Annotated in this window: 15 protein-coding genes and 3 pseudogenes; 7 read left to right on the top strand and 11 right to left on the bottom strand. The window is 69.0% G+C overall.

All coding sequences use genetic code 11. From position 1 onward, the window contains the following. Positions 1-141: 141 nt before the first annotated feature. The 5 genes from ACZ5DS_RS22370 to ACZ5DS_RS22350 form a co-directional block, all read right to left on the bottom strand. Positions 142-1698 carry an NAD(P)/FAD-dependent oxidoreductase gene (locus ACZ5DS_RS22370; RefSeq protein ID WP_468241218.1) on the bottom strand — a complete coding sequence of 519 codons (1557 nt, stop codon included), beginning with the start codon at positions 1696-1698 and terminating at the stop codon, positions 142-144. After that, positions 1695-2231 (bottom strand): hypothetical protein, encoded by a 537-nt coding sequence (locus ACZ5DS_RS22365; RefSeq protein WP_468241216.1) that lies wholly within the window; start codon positions 2229-2231, stop codon positions 1695-1697. The genes ACZ5DS_RS22370 and ACZ5DS_RS22365 overlap by 4 nt, the downstream gene beginning before the upstream one ends. Before the next feature lie 695 nt (positions 2232-2926). After that, complete coding sequence (locus ACZ5DS_RS22360) at positions 2927-4399, bottom strand: lipase maturation factor family protein (RefSeq protein ID WP_468241213.1); 1473 nt, start codon at positions 4397-4399, stop codon at positions 2927-2929. A gap of 566 nt (positions 4400-4965) precedes the next feature. After that, positions 4966-5349, bottom strand: coding sequence for an STAS domain-containing protein (locus ACZ5DS_RS22355; protein WP_468241211.1), 384 nt, complete (start codon positions 5347-5349; stop codon positions 4966-4968). A gap of 143 nt (positions 5350-5492) precedes the next feature. After that, positions 5493-5921: an Hsp20/alpha crystallin family protein gene (locus ACZ5DS_RS22350; protein ID WP_468241209.1), complete on the bottom strand. Its 429-nt coding sequence runs from the start codon at positions 5919-5921 to the stop codon at positions 5493-5495. Positions 5922-6116: 195 nt separating this feature from the next. Between ACZ5DS_RS22350 and ACZ5DS_RS22345 the strand changes: the two genes are divergently transcribed. The 5 genes and pseudogenes from ACZ5DS_RS22345 (at position 6117) to ACZ5DS_RS22325 (ending at position 9999) form a co-directional block, all read left to right on the top strand. Next, positions 6117-6467 (top strand): J domain-containing protein, encoded by a 351-nt coding sequence (locus tag ACZ5DS_RS22345; protein WP_468241207.1) that lies wholly within the window; start codon positions 6117-6119, stop codon positions 6465-6467. A 45-nt stretch (positions 6468-6512) separates the two neighbouring features. Further along, complete coding sequence (gene dnaK / locus ACZ5DS_RS22340) at positions 6513-8363, top strand: molecular chaperone DnaK (protein WP_468241204.1); 1851 nt, start codon at positions 6513-6515, stop codon at positions 8361-8363. A 2-nt stretch (positions 8364-8365) separates the two neighbouring features. Next, entirely contained in the window at positions 8366-8971 is a 606-nt protein-coding gene (gene grpE, locus ACZ5DS_RS22335) for a nucleotide exchange factor GrpE (protein WP_468241202.1), read from the top strand. Between the two features lie 128 nt (positions 8972-9099). Then, positions 9100-9315 (top strand): annotated as a pseudogene (locus tag ACZ5DS_RS22330) (integrase core domain-containing protein); the annotation flags it as partial. A 516-nt stretch (positions 9316-9831) separates the two neighbouring features. Continuing rightward, positions 9832-9999 carry a hypothetical protein gene (locus ACZ5DS_RS22325; protein ID WP_468241200.1) on the top strand — a complete coding sequence of 56 codons (168 nt, stop codon included), beginning with the start codon at positions 9832-9834 and terminating at the stop codon, positions 9997-9999. Positions 10000-10053: 54 nt separating this feature from the next. Here the strand turns inward: ACZ5DS_RS22325 and ACZ5DS_RS22320 are convergent, their stop codons facing one another. From ACZ5DS_RS22320 to ACZ5DS_RS22305, 4 genes and pseudogenes are all read right to left on the bottom strand, one after another. Then, positions 10054-10221, bottom strand: a complete 168-nt coding sequence (locus ACZ5DS_RS22320; RefSeq protein ID WP_468241197.1) for a hypothetical protein — start codon at positions 10219-10221, stop codon at positions 10054-10056. A gap of 6 nt (positions 10222-10227) precedes the next feature. Beyond that, on the bottom strand, positions 10228-10473 hold the full coding sequence (locus ACZ5DS_RS22315; protein ID WP_468241195.1) for an SPW repeat protein: 246 nt from the start codon (positions 10471-10473) through the stop codon (positions 10228-10230). Between the two features lie 233 nt (positions 10474-10706). Beyond that, positions 10707-11789 (bottom strand): annotated as a pseudogene (locus ACZ5DS_RS22310) (SpoIIE family protein phosphatase); the annotation flags it as partial. 51 nt (positions 11790-11840) lie between these two features. Further along, positions 11841-12131 (bottom strand): annotated as a pseudogene (locus ACZ5DS_RS22305) (PAS domain-containing protein); the annotation flags it as partial. Positions 12132-12531: 400 nt separating this feature from the next. Between ACZ5DS_RS22305 and ACZ5DS_RS22300 the strand changes: the two are divergent. Continuing rightward, complete coding sequence (locus ACZ5DS_RS22300) at positions 12532-12903, top strand: Hsp20/alpha crystallin family protein (RefSeq protein WP_468241192.1); 372 nt, start codon at positions 12532-12534, stop codon at positions 12901-12903. Positions 12904-12911: 8 nt separating this feature from the next. Next, positions 12912-13205 carry a DUF5133 domain-containing protein gene (locus ACZ5DS_RS22295; protein WP_468241190.1) on the top strand — a complete coding sequence of 98 codons (294 nt, stop codon included), beginning with the start codon at positions 12912-12914 and terminating at the stop codon, positions 13203-13205. Between the two features lie 252 nt (positions 13206-13457). On the opposite strand, the gene ACZ5DS_RS22290 is transcribed toward ACZ5DS_RS22295, so the two are convergent. Next, on the bottom strand, positions 13458-13652 hold the full coding sequence (locus ACZ5DS_RS22290) for a cold-shock protein (RefSeq protein ID WP_468241188.1): 195 nt from the start codon (positions 13650-13652) through the stop codon (positions 13458-13460). An 87-nt stretch (positions 13653-13739) separates the two neighbouring features. Continuing rightward, positions 13740-13964 carry a DUF5133 domain-containing protein gene (locus ACZ5DS_RS22285; RefSeq protein ID WP_468241186.1) on the bottom strand — a complete coding sequence of 75 codons (225 nt, stop codon included), beginning with the start codon at positions 13962-13964 and terminating at the stop codon, positions 13740-13742. Positions 13965-14494: the final 530 nt, after the last annotated feature.

Raw genomic sequence — 14494 nt, 5'->3', positions numbered from 1 at the left:
CTCTCCGCCGGTCACTCCTCCATCTCCCTTGGGGGTGTGCGCGAACGGCTTCTCCCCTCCGGCAGGCGAAGACCCCCCCCCCCCCCCCCCTCTTCCCCCCCCCCCCCCCCCCCCCCCCCCCCAGGAGCCCGCAAGACCCGGTCAGGAAGCGGCGTTGGGGTGAAGGCCGAGGCCGGTGCCGTGGTGGGCGCGTGCCTTGCCCAGGTAGGCCGTCACGCGGTCGAGGGCGTGGGTGTCGTCGGTGGACTTCGGGGCGAGGAACTGGGGATAGACGAGCTCCGGTGCCAGGATGGCGCCGTCGCCGAGCCGGCCGTAGAGGTTCTCGACCTGTCCGCGCACCCAGTCCTCCATGGGGGTGCAGTCGAGCCAGAACGGCATGTGCATGCCTTGTTCCTGGATGGTGTCCACCGTGTGCTGGACGGCGTCGGCGATCGCCTCCGCGCGGGTCATGATCTGGATCGGCAGCCGTTCGGGGGCGAAGTGGGCCATGTCCGCAGCGGTGTCGGTGTCCTGCTCGGCATCGCCCCCGTCGGACCCGAGCAGTGTCGCGGCCAGGTGGCGGGCGACGACGGGTGAGTAGTGGAAGCCGTCGCGATAGGTGCCGGTGGCGAAGACGAGACCGGACAGGGAGCACGTACCCAGGAGGGGGAAGCAGTCCAGCGGGATGGGACGGGAGCCTGACATCAGGTGCTGGATGCGGCCGAAGGCCAGGGTGTGGTCGATCTGCTCGCATGCCTCGCGCATGAGGGTGTGGGTGGAGCCGAGTTCGGGTCCGGTGATGGGGGTGGTGGTGATGAGGTTGGTGGCGCCGATGTAGTGGTGGCCGGGCGTGGCCAGGGGGATGACGTGGATGCCGCAGGTGGCGGCGCGGTTGGGGGTGCGCAGGACGTGGCGCGGTCCGGGCCCGCTGGTGACAGTGCGGGACACCTGCACGGACACGCCGGTGCCGTAGAGCATAGGTGGCACCGCGCCCGGGGGCAGGACGCCGTCGGCCAGGGAGCCGCTGGTGGCGCCCGCGGCCAGGACGACGGTCCCGGCGGACAGCGTACTGTCGTCCGCCAGCCGCACCCCGGTCACCGCCCCGGCGCCGGCCAGCAGCTCGCGTGCGGTGCCCGGCACCATGCGCACGCCCAGGTTGAGGGCGGCCGATTCCAAGGCGGCCAGGAGGACACGGGCGTCGACGAAGCCCTCGCGCTCCAGACGCAGGACGAGCAGCGGACGGGCCTGGCTGCGGGGTGCCAGGCCCTCCACGTCCCGGGGGTCGACCATCTCGTGGGGCTCACCGTGGTCGGCCAGGGCTCGTCGCATCGCCTGGAAATTGTCGGTCGCCACCGCTCCCGACCGGCCCCCGAGGAGGACGTAGGTGCCCTGGGCATGCGAGGCCAGCAGGGTACGGCCGGCGGGGGCGTCGGCGGTGTCGGCGAGCATCTCCAGCCACTGCGGCCATGCGTCCAGCGCCCGGCGGGCCAGGGCGAAACGGGCCAGCGCGGCGGGATGGCGGGCGGTGTAGCGGGTGACTTCGCCGAAGCAGTTCAGCATCGCCCCTGCCGCGGGCGTGGCCGCCATCGGCCGGCCCGGCGGCCCCACGACCACCACACGCAGCCCCGGTGACTGCCGTGCGACCTCCACCGCCACGGACAGTCCCAGCACCCCGTTGCCGACCATCACCACATCAGCACTGCGGGCTCCGGCCGTCACGGCTGGATCTCCAGCTGCACCCCGCCGCTGCTGCTCCGCAGGCCGGAGGTCAGGCAGTCCGTGGGCAGCTGACTGGGCATTGCGAGCACAGTCCTCTGCGCGGCCCGTCCTTCCCCGCGGCCATCGACGACCCGTCCCGACAGTCTGGTGAGGGTGACGCCCGTGAGGTGCAGGACGGTGGCGTCGTCGTAGACGATCTGCGAGCGGTGGTGATCGGCGTACCGGACGGTCTCCACCGTGCGCGCGCCGCCGCCTCCGAGGCAAGACAGTCCGGACGAATCCGAGTCGACGGACCCAGTGGCCGCTACGGTCCGGCCGGGCGCGACAGCGCAGGTGTACTGGTCGTCCGAGTGGACGTGGACCGGCCGCGGGAGGAGGGTCAGGGGTGGGTCGTACACGGTCGTCCTGCTGCCCGAGCACGTGACACCCCCGTCCCCCTCGGCGCGGGCCTGACCGGCAGGAGCCCACACCAGCGAACACCCCACCAGGACCAGGGAACTCAGCGCCACCACCGCACCACGCCCACGCATCATGCATCCTCCGGGGAGACTCGGACCGCCACTGCCCCCTGCCTACCCCTGAGTCCCGCAATCGGCACCGGCTTCCAGTAGCGCGCGGACCGCGCACGCGCCACCCGCGTGCCACTTGTCTCACGAATGACTCATGGGCCCTCGGCCCTGGCGACCAGCGACATGCGGCAGTCCTTCCTGAGGACGGATAGGGGGAAGCGTTCGCGGATCACGGAAGGGGTTCTTCCTACCCACGGCCCCTGCGCGCCAGCCTCGCCGCCACTGACCACCGCAGCACGTCCCCGAACACGCGCCCCCGAACGGCACCCCTTCGCGCCTCTCCCGCGCACCGGCTGCGGCTACCAGGCTCGCCGTCCGGGCGTGGAACGGCCGCCTTCATCCACAGGCGGGATGTCGCGCTCTGCTTTCATGATCTCTTCTCCTCGGATCACTGTCGGAGGCGTTGAGGCAGATCTGCTGCAGGTCGGCGGCCAGGGACGCGGTCTCGAGCAGCGGACATCCATCACCGATCACCGCGCTGCCGGCGCTCGAACTCAGGGATGTCGACGGTTTGCTGAGGACCGCTGTCCTTGCCCTTCACGGAGGCAAGTCGATGCCGCAGGCCACCAGCATGTCGTCCCGGGACGCTGCATCGTATTCAAGTTCCCGCGCTCTATATCCCTGGCATTCAGCTTTGTACCCTCCTCCCTTCCTGGAATTCAGTGCGGGAGCCGTGAGGTGGCCGGTGAGCGGGGCTCGGTGTCCTCTGCACGTGTGACGGGTGGCAGGTAGTCCTGCACCAGGGTTCGCTGCCACCATGCGCCGGTCCGCAGGAGTTCTGGCCATGTGGTGAAGCGGTAGGCGTAGAGGCGGGCGCGCAGGAAGGTGGGCGGGGCAGCGGGGAAGGGATTGCGGCGCAGGAGCCGTACGGTGGGGGCGTCGTTGTCCAGGAGGCGGACGAGGAGGGCCACGAACCATTCGGTGGCGTACGCGGGCGAGAGCGCGGCGAACCACATCAGCCAGTCGAGCCGCAGGTGGTAGGGCGCCACCTGCGGCGGCAGCCGCCGTCTGTCGCCGGGCTTGCCCTTGAACTCGTACTCCTTCCACTGCGTCTCTTCGGTGAGGTCCGCCTCGTCGGTTCCCTCGATCACCACCTCGTAGCGGACGCGGCTGACGCTGCCGAACGCCCCGTAGGTGTTGACCAGGTGCAGCGGGTTGAAGGAGGCGTTCATCCGCTGGTGGCGGGAGAACAGGTTGCGGACCGGCCAGTAGCTGAGGACGGCGACCAGGGCGGTCATGGCGAGCACCAGGCCCATGTACCAGGCCGGCGTCGTTTCGAAGGCCGGTGGCTGCTTGGGCAGGGGCAGAAGGTGTGCGGCGCGCACGTCGTCGATCGCGGACACGGCGAGCAGGATGGCCAGCCAGTTCAGCCAGGCGAAGTTGCCGGACGCCACCAGCCACAACTGGGTGACGACGATGAAGGCTGCCGCCCAGCTGGCCACGGGCTGCGGGGCGAACAGGGCGAGCGGGGCGCCCAGTTGCGCGAGGTGGTTGGCCGCGACCTCTGCCCGGTGCACCGGGCGGGGCAGGTGGTGGAAGAACCAGCTGAGGGGACCAGGCATCGGCTGGGTCTCGTGGTGGTAGTACAGGCAGGTCAGGTCACGCCAGCAGCGGTCGCCGCGCAGCTTGATCAGCCCCGCGCCGAACTCCAGCCGGAACAGCAGCCAGATCAGCAGCCCGAGCACGAGCACCGGCGGGGCGACCTCGTCGTTGCCGAGGAAGATCGCGAGGAAGCCGGCCTCCAGCAGGAGCATCTCCCACATGAAGCCGTACCAGGTCTGCCCCACGTTGACGATGGACAGATACAGCGCCCACAGGGTGACCCACATCAGCATCGCGGCCCACAGCGGCACCAGGTCCGCCGCACCCGCCGCGACAGCGGCGGACAGCAGCGCGCCGGTCCAGGCGACGAGAGCGAAGAAGCGGTCCGAGTAATACCACTGGAAGATGCTCGGTGCCCGCCGGAAGGGCACGGACGCCACGAACCGCGGAACAGGCAGCAGTCCCCGCTCGCCGATCAGCGCCCGGAACTGCAGGGCGGAACTGACGAAGGCCACAGCGTAGAGCGCGGCGAGGCCCCGCTGGAAGACCAGCCTGCTCAACCAGTAGTCGGGGTTGGTGAACCACTGCATGGTCGGGGTCCTCCACGCGGCGTCGATCGTCGGCTGTCCCTCTGGCTGCGGACGGCCGGACAAGGGCCGGGCGATCCCCCGTGTCCTCGGCCGCACCAGAGCCGCATCAGCCGATGGCTCCGCCCACAACGCGCACCGCCGGTGCGAGCGAGGAGATCCACGGCCTGTGCGCAGCCGCGTGGATCACAGTCGTTCCTGCGACGGCAGAGCCGCTCGTTGGTCGGGCTCGGGCTGGGGATGACCACTCGCCCTCAGCAGAGGCGCTGCGTGGCGCTCGGGACGGTGGGTCCCCTCGGCCGGGACGCGGCTGCGGAGTGCGCCGACGTCGCCGGACACAGGGATGGGGCGACGTGCCACCAGCCGTCCGACCCAGCGCCGGCCGCAGCGTTCGCAGGGTGGGGCGCCATCTGGGGTGTAGGGGGAGGGGACGGGTGTGTTGTCCCGGTAGAAGTACTCCCATTAGGCGTCGAGGGCGTCCCGGTAGCGTTGGACGTCGTAGTCGACGCTCCAGCGGTGCCAGCACATGCCGCAGGTGAACTCGACACGTTCGACGGCAAGTTCTGTGATCACTGCCCGGCACCTCCTGTCTGGTCAGGGGATACGGCTCGTGGTGCGGCGAGGGCTGCGGCGAGCGTGGGGTAGAGGGGAATGACCCGGGTGATCCTGCTGACTCGGAGGATCCGCGCCACCCGCCCTTCGGGACAGACCAGCCGCAGCTCCCCTTGGTCCTCGTGCAGCAGGGTGCGGATGGACATGAGGGTGCTCAGTCCGTCGACATCGGCGTAGGTCAACTCGGACAGGTCGGCGATCAGGTTGAGGGAATGCTTGTGCCGCCCGGTCACGTCTGCCACGAAGTCACGCAGCTGGTGGGCGGTCGTGCTGTCGAGTTCCCCCTTGATCTCCGTCACGGCCCAGCCGTCCTCCCAGTGCGACGCCAGGAACAGAGCCATGATCCTCTCCGCCTCCCGCCGCTCGATGCCCGTCGTCGGGCCGCCGCACGGGCGGCGCTGCAGCACGTGCGGCGGCCTTACTGCATGTCCTGGGTACCTGTACGGTTCGTCCCTCCTTTCTGTCGCTCATCTCTTCGCGGCGGTCAGCTCGTGATCTGCTTGGCTTCTGCGTCTCCCCGGCTGATCTCGATGCGGCGCGGCTTGGCCTCCTCCGTCACCGGGATGTGCAGGGTGAGCACGCCCGCGTCGTACTTCGCGCTGATCTGCTCCAGATCGAGCGACTCGCCCAGGAAGAGCTGGCGGCTGAAGACGCCGTGCGGCCGCTCGGCCACGAGCAGGTCGGCTTCCTTGGCGTCCGGGCCGAGTCGCTCCGCCCGTACGGTCAGGACGTTGCGCTCGACGTTGAGATCGACGGTGTCCGGGTCGACGCCGGGCAGGTCGAAGTGGACGATGAAGGCGTCCCCGCTCTGGTAGGCATCCATCGGCATGGGGGCCGGCCGGGCGAGGGTGCCGAACATCTGCTGGGTGAGCCGGTCGAGGTCCCGGAAGGGGTCCGTGCGGATGAGCACCATCGTTCAGCTCCTTTCGCCTGGTGGGAACCGGTTCGTTGGCACTTCGCCGGTCCGGGCTCCGGGAGCCCGGAGTGCCTTCGACAATCCCTATACCTCGTTCCGTCAGACTTGACAAGAGGGCGCTCAAGTTTTATCCAGACTTATAGGCAAGTTGGTCCGAAGTCGCAGCTCACAGCGGTCGAGGAGGTGGCCTGGATGGAGGTGCCGGACCTGTATGAGGTGCTGGGGGTGGAGCCCTCGGCCACGGTCGAGGTGATCATCTCCGCCTTCCGGCGTCAGGTGCGGGAGCTGCGCCCCGACACCCGGGTGGATTCGGTCACGGCGGAACGGTTCGGGCGGCTGCGCTCGGCGTATGAGACGCTGCGCGATCCCCTTCGGCGCGCGGCCTATGACCAGACGTACGAGCGGACATACCGCAGCCCGGCCGAGTCCCCTCGGGCTCCGGCACCGCCCCGGCCGCCCCGCAGATTCGTCGTCGTACTCGGCACCACAGCCCCCGAACCGCCGTTGCGCGCGGGACCGGTCCGATGGGAGCCCCACAGGTGAACGAGGCCCTGGCCAGCAGGGCCTGGACGAGGAGGGAGATTCCAGATGGCGCGTCCGGTCGGTATTGACCTCGGTACGACGAACTCGGTGGTCTCGGTCCTGGAGGGCGGCGAGCCCACCGTCATCACCAACACGGAGGGAGCGCGGACCACGCCGTCGGTCGTGGCGTTCGCCAAGAACGGCGAAGTTCTCGTGGGCGAGGTCGCCAAGCGGCAGGCGGTGACCAACGTGGAGCGCACCGCCCGCTCGGTCAAGCGGCACATGGGGGACCATGCGTGGCGGTTCCCGGATCACGGTGACATCGATGGCAAGCGGTACACCGCGCAGGAGGTATCCGCCCGGGTGCTGCAGAAGCTGAAGCGGGACGCGGAGGGATACCTGGGCGAGGACGTCACCGACGCCGTCGTCACCGTGCCCGCGTACTTCGACGACGCCCAGCGTCAGGCGACCAAGGAAGCCGGGGAGATCGCGGGCCTGAACGTCCTGCGGATCATCAACGAGCCGACGGCGGCTGCGCTGGCCTACGGCCTGGACAAGGAGAACGACCAGACCGTCCTCGTCTTCGACCTGGGTGGCGGCACCTTCGACGTTTCGTTGCTGGAGATGGGCGAGGGCGTCATCGAGGTGAAGGCCACCAACGGCGACACGCACCTGGGAGGTGACGACTGGGACCAGCGGATCGTCGACCACCTGGCCACGCAGTTCAAGAACCACTACGGCGTCGACCTGTCCAAGGACAAGATGGCCGTTCAGCGACTGCGCGAGGCGGCGGAGAAGGCCAAGATCGAGCTGTCCAGCTCGTCGGAGACCAACGTCAACCTGCCCTACATCACCGCCTCCGCCGAGGGGCCGCTGCACCTGGACGAGAAACTCACGCGCGCCCAGTTCCAGCAGCTGACGTCCGACCTGCTGGAGCGGTGCAAGGGGCCCTTCCACAACGCGATCAAGGATGCCGGGATCAAGGTGTCCGACATCAACCACGTGATCCTGGTGGGCGGTTCGACGCGGATGCCGGCGGTCACCGACCTGGTCAGGGAGCTGACCGGCAAGGACCCGCACAAGGGCGTCAACCCCGACGAGGTCGTCGCCGTCGGCGCCTCGCTCCAGGCCGGTGTCCTCAAGGGCGAGGTCAAGGACGTCCTGCTGCTCGACGTCACCCCGCTGTCCCTCGGCATCGAGACCAAGGGCGGCATCATGACCAAGCTGATCGAGCGCAACACCACGATCCCGACCCGCCGTTCGGAGATCTTCACCACCGCCGAGGACAACCAGCCGTCGGTCACCGTGCAGGTCTACCAGGGCGAGCGCGACATCGCCGCGTACAACAAGAAGCTCGGCATGTTCGAGCTGACCGGTCTGCCGCCGGCCCCGCGCGGCGTGCCGCAGATCGAGGTCGCCTTCGACATCGACGCCAACGGCATCATGCACGTCTCCGCCAAGGACCTGGGCACCGGCAAGGAACAGAAGATGACCGTCACCGGCGGTTCCGCCCTGCCCAAGGACGACATCGACCGCATGGTACGGGAGGCGGAGCAGCACGCGGAGGAGGACCGCAGGCGCCGGGAGGCGGCGGAGACCCGCAACCAGGCCGAGCAGCTCGTCTACTCGACGGAAAAGCTCATCCAGGACAACCCCGACAAGATCCCGGCAGACGCGAAGAGCGAGACCGAGGCGGCGCTGGCCGACCTGAAGGAGAAGCTCAAGGGCGAGGACACCGCGGCGATCCGCCAGGCCATGGAGCGTGCGGCCGAGGCGGCTCAGAAGATCGGCACGGCACTGTACGAGCAGTCGCGCGCCGAGCAGCCCACGGGCGCGCAGGCTCCGGGCGCCTCGGGATCGGACGACGAGGTGGTGGACGCCGAGATCGTCGACGACGAGAAGGGGAAGGCGGGCTGACGATGGACAACGGCCGGCTGCAGAACACCGACCCCGACCGGCTGCGGCGTCTGCTGGAGGAACGCACGGAGGACCTGCAGCGGGTGAAGGCCGAGTACGACAACTACCGCAAGCGGATGCACCGGGATCGCATGGCCGTACGTCAGATCGCCGTGGCCAACGTCCTGCGAGCCATCCTGCCCGCCCTGGACGCCGTCGACCGCACCTGCGCGCACGAGCCCATGACCCCGGGACTGCAGGACATCACCGACACCCTCCGGACGCAGCTGGGATCCCTTGGCCTGGAGGCGTTCGGCAAGGAGGGCGACCCCTTCGACCCCGCCCGGCACGAGGCCGTGGTCCATCACGTCTCCCCAGACACCGACCGGCTCATCTGTACAGAGATCCTGCGACCCGGCTACCGGCTCGGTGACCAACTCCTGCGTCCGGCCCACGTCGAGGTCACCGGGCCGCCCTCTCCTGCGAGAAACCTGCTCGCGAGACATGGCGAAGCGCCCCACGACGACGCGGAACAAGAGGACGAAATGCTCAGTCCCCCAGTCCGGCCCGTTGTGCCGATCAAGCGGCCGCCGTCGTCCCGGCGCGGTCCTCCCCGACCCTCGATCTGATCGGGCCGGCCTTGCTCGACGACGGACCTGCTCAGTGTCTGTCCGTAACTCGCAGCCGGGCTGTGGCTCCGCGACCGGCTGGGCGGCTGGGCGTCAGCCGCCTGGTCCCGGGTAGCCGTACGTGACGCCGCGCCTACCGGCCGCAGACCAACGGCAAGGTCGAACGCTTCAACCGCACCCTGCTCGACGAATGGGCCTACCTGCGGCCCTACACCAGCAACACCGAACGGACGGAAGCCCTGGCAGACTTCCTCCACACCTACAACCACCACCGCTGCCACACCGCACTCGGCGGCCAGCCACCCATCACCCGCGTGAACAACCCTGCGGGTCAATACAGCTAGTCACCAAGGACGACACCACCATCGTGGAAGGCGCCGGCGAGTGCGGCATCACTGGTCCGGTCGAGTTCGAGTAGCGGTGGGCCGTCTGGTGGGCGTTTTCCGGCGCATACGGGTCCACCGACGGGCAGCTATGTCCGTGTGTCGCTAGGTTCGTGCCGGAAAGTTCTGATGGTTCACGGGCGGCGCTGCCGCAACACGGTCGCGGAGGAGTTGGCGTTGCGCATGCTGTCAGTCGGAGCTGTTCGCGATCTGATGCGTGTCGTAGGGACGCAGGCCGCCAGCGGCCTGCGTGAGATCGACCGCCACAGCCATACCCGTGCCCGGAACAATGCCTTCAAGGCGGCCGCCGCGGCCAGCGCGGCACGACGGGAGCGCGAGGCGGTCTCCGCCTGGCTCGCACACCACGAGGCTCGCCCGGTCCGAGGCACTGAAAAGGCGATCGAGAGCTAACGAAGTCAGGTGCGCGTGGTTACTCCCTCCCTGGCGACCTGTGGCTTGAACCTGTGAGGTGTACGCATGTCCAGCCCTGATGGGTGCGAAGGCGACCGTTTCGCCCCTCGGTGCGGGGACGGCCGGGAGCCTGGCGCCACGCACGACGAGGAGCCGGAGCGCACCGCCAGCGACCCGCTGAGGGCGGAACTCGGCGACGAGGAGTGGGAACGGGTCCGGCCCGAGACGGACTGACGCCCGCGGGCACGCTCCCGCACCCGCGAGCGGAGCACGGCACGCCCCGTGCCTTCACCGGTGGGCCCGACGGGTGACGCCGATGGTGAGGCCCATGGCTGCAAGACCCAGCACCATGACGACAGCACCGAGCCAGCAGTTGTTCCAGATGATGTCGGCCCGTGCGCCGTGTGCGGCGGTGACCACCCAGGGGGAGATCAGAAGCCAGACACCCAGGGGCACGAGCGTCTATGCGAGTCGGAACATCCGCTCTGGGACAAGGGTCAGACCGAACCCGACCAGGCCGACGGTGATGCCGACGATCAGGTTGTTGACGGCGACGTTCGGTTGACCCGCGAAGTGGACGACCCACGGTGAGACCGCGGCATACACACCGGCCAGAACGATCAGTCCTTCAAGGGCGATCGCCCTGCCGGTGGAGGCGGTCCGTTCGAGCCGCTCCCGCATCTCCGCCATCTCGGGATGCGCGGTCATGTCATCGGAGTGCTTCGGATACGAGATTGTTGTCGCCCCCCTCCGCTTTACTTATCTGCTCTTGCGTCCATCACAGGCGCCCTGCCGACGCCTCATGCAGGAACCCCGTGCTCGGCGCAGCCGGCGGTCGGTGTGAAGCGTTCCGCTCGCCGGTTGTTCCTCACCGTCGTGCGGGTGTCTGGGAGGAGAGCCTGTGGCGCGAGGGGGTGCTGCGGCTGGGGCCGGGGTCGTAGAGGCGGGGGCTGTTCGGCCCAGACGGTCTTTCCGGTGGGTGTGTGGCGGGTCCCCCAACGTTCGGCGAGCTGGCCCACCAGGAAGAGGCCGCGGCCGCCCTCGTCCAGGGCGCGGGCCCGGCGCAGGTGCGGGGTCGTGCTGCTGGCGTCGGAGACCTCGCAGATCAGGGCGGTGTCGTGGATGAGCCGCAGCTGGATCGGGGGCTGGGCGTGGCGGATGGCGTTGGTGACCAGTTCGCTGACGATCAGCTCGGTGGTGGGAGCGGCGTCCTTGAGTCCCCAGACCGAGAGCTGGCGCTCGGCCCGCCGGCGGGCGGTGGCGACGATGGCCGGGTCGGCGGGCAGGTTCCAGGAGGCCACGTGGGTGGACCCCATGATGTGGGTGCGTGCGACGAGCAGGGCGGCGTCGTCATCCGGGCGGTCAGGCAGGAGCGCCTCCACGACGCGGTCGCAGGTTGCCTCGAGTGAGGGCGCTGGCGGCGTCAGGCTGTGCAGAAGCGTCTGCTGTGCGGCGTCGATGTCGCGGCGGGCGGTTCCGACCAGTCCGTTGGTGTACAGGACGAGCAGGCTGCCTTCGGGCAGCTGGATGTCGGCGGCTTCGAACGGCAGGCCGCCCACTCCCAGCGGTGGGCCGGGCGCCACGGAGACGAAGCACACCGATCCGTCAGGAGTGACGAGAGCCGGGGCGAGGTGGCCTGCGCTGGCCATGGTGCAGTGTGCGGAGACCGGGTCGTAGACGGCGTACAGGCAGGTGGCGCCGACTTCACCGACCGTCTCGATGCCCTCTTCGATCTCTTCGAGGATGAGATCGTCGAGCTGCGTGAGCAGTTCGTCGGGAGCCAGGTCGACATCGGCGAGGGTGCGCACCGCGGTGCGCAGCCGCCCCATGGTGGCGGAGGCGTGGATGCCGTGTCCCACGACGTCGCCGACGACCAGGGCGACGCGGGCCCCGGACAGCGGGATGACGTCGAACCAGTCGCCGCCGACGCCGGCGTGAGGATCGGCCGGCAGGTAGCGCGTCCTCGTCTCTACGGCCGTCTGGGTGGGCCGGTGATGCTGGAGCAGGCTGCGCTGCAGAATCAGGTCGGCGCCGTCGCCTGCCTGCGGGAGTTCGGCCAGGAGGACCCATTCGACGTGCTGCTCGGCATCCATGAGCGGCCAAGCCCACAGATCGGCCTCCAGCGGGTGACCTGCCTGGTCGCGCAGTACGACCCGCCCCATCCATGCCTGCCGCCGCATAACGCTCTGCCTGGCGGCCTCGGGAAGATCGCCGACCAGAAACGCTGAGGCCCGGCTCCCTACGACCTCACCCGGCGCGTATCCGAGGAGCAGCCGGGCACCGCGACTCCACGCAGTCACAACGCCCTGCGCGTCCACGGCCGCAACAGCTGTTTCGGCAGCTTGCGGAGTGCTGTACGTACGCATCGTTCTCTGTCCCGTGCGAAAGACACAGATCGCTGGGTGAACGTTCCCCGGTCACCGGTCCGTCGGCGTTGCGCGACGCGGCTGCGGACGCGCCACCGATGTTCCCGCCCGTGGGCTCCCACACAGCCAGTATGCCGCGGCTCACCCAGGCATCCGCTTCGGTGGGCGGACCGCTCCTGGCGGTCGCAGGCGGAGCGGATGGGGCGCTTGGTGCTGTTGAGTCGCCCCACTTGGCAGGGACGCGCACCATGGAGAGTGACCCCAATGGCCCACTCGCGGGAGGTGAACCGCGATGACCCTGCCTGTACGACACCGGACCGGAAGCCTGTTGGAGAGGCCGTTCTCCGGCTTCAGATGGAGCGGACCCATCGCCGCCGAGTTCGAGGATATGTTCGAGCGCATGAACCGACTGTTCGAGGGTGCCGCCGCCACCGCTCCCGCTGCGCTGGCATGGTCGCCTGCTGCCGACATGCGGGAGACCGACGACGCCTACGTGATCGAGGCGGAACTGCCCGGGATCAAGCGGGACGACATCGACATCGAGATGAGCGAGCGGGAACTGCGTATCACCGGGGAGTACAAGGAGCGGGAGCGTGCAGGCGTCCTGCGCCGCAGCACCCGCCGCACCGGCCGTTTCCAGTACCAGGCCCTGCTGCCGGCCGATGTGAAGGCGGAGGAGGTCAACGCGAGCCTGCACGAGGGCGTGCTGACCGTCACCGTGCCGAAGGCGCAGGCCGCCAAGCCGCGGCACATCGAGATCACCGAGTCCTGACACTCGGTGTGTGCCGCAGAGCCGTCGCACGGCAGCCCCCTCTGAGGTGCCGCTCTCCCCTCCTGCCGTGTCGTGTGACGGCCGATGCGCCCGGCACAGGGAGGTGTGGACAGGAAGACGGTGATACCCCACGCCAGAACCATCGCCGCAGCACTTCACGCCTATCGGTGCGCACGAGCCAGTCTGCTGCGCGATCCGGCGAGCCCTCTCGGCCACCGCGCCTCGACGACGCTGCGTACACACTCTGCGTTGTCATGAGCCAACGCAACGCTGCCGACGCCGTGGCACAAGCGCAGGCATAAAACCTTCTCAGCTGACGTCGATGCCGCCCTCGGCTGCTCATCTACACGGCTCACGGCAATGTGGTCGAAATACTGGATGTCGGCTGCGCACGGTGAGCCGGGATCCGACGGCCGGCTCCTCTCCTGGCACGCACGCTTTGCGCCGTTACCTACAGTAACGGACGTGTCGTGAGCCCCAGACGAGCGTCCGTTGGTCTGTGCGGTGATGATTCCCTCGGGTGACGGTGCCCGGCGATCCGTCGCGCGGTGGGGTCAAGCCTTCTCGACTGCGGTCGCGTGCGTGCCTTCCTCGACTCTGTATTTGACCCTGTCCCCTTGGCGCAAAGTCAGGGACTCGTCGGGGTTCAAGAGGTCATCCAAGGAAAAGTCCAGCCCGCCGCCTGCATCGTCCCGGATGAACCCCTGACCCGCCTCCGAGTACCAGACCTCAACCCTGCCTTCAGTCATGGTTGAGTCTCCTTCGCTCAAGGATGTCTGGAAGTCCCCCGTTGCCTGGGAAGGCGTCTGAGTGCCCCGAGCGGTGCCCCCCGCATTTCAGTGGCGGAGTGGCTGTTCTCGTTTCATGGCATCGGTCATCTGCCGGCGGGCGACGGACAGCGCCGTGCCCAGCTGGCGGGTGCCAGTGATCACACACAGTGTGTAGGCGGCGTCCTCAAGCTGGCGGGCGGTCTCGGCGCTGTGGTCAGCGGCCAGGCGGCGCCGGAGCGTTTCACAGCGTTCGACCAGCTCTCGCAGGAGCGAAGGGTGCGCCGTGATCATGGCCGCCTCCCGTCCGTCTCGCCCATATGGGTGACCTCATCACCCACGGTCGCAGCCGTTGGAGCCTGCCGCATCCCGAGGCCGTGGCGCGGGTGTGGTGCGGTCGCCTTCGTGAAGGGCCTGGCCCGGGGACATACTGGCGCTTGGGCGCCGGTGAGTTTGCTCCCGCTGTTTCAGGACCGGGCCCTCTTCCGGCTCCGGCCTGGCGGGCGAGGTGGCCGCGGCGGCGGCCCGGCTGCTGCTGCAGGGTGTGCGGGCGCGGGCGTACTGGGTGGCGAACTGGCCTGCCTAGTACGCCAGGTGGGTTTCGTCTCGTCCGTTGTGCGCTTGTCGGCCGAAGCGATGTCGATCACGATTGTGTTCTGCGCGCGTGATATGCCCACCGTCGGGCTCCGGCGATGCGGAGGGCGCGGGGCAAGATACGTTCGACGACATCTGCGAGCGGGCCGGATATCCCCGCGTACCTCTGTCGGTCGGCCACGTCGAGGTACGCGGTCGGCCGCAGCGGACAGTCAGCGCGGTTGTCCTGG

The organism is Streptomyces sp. NPDC031100 (assembly GCF_055570785.1).
The sequence above is the reverse complement of the archived record's forward strand: the minus strand, read 5'-3'. Positions and strand labels throughout refer to the sequence as shown.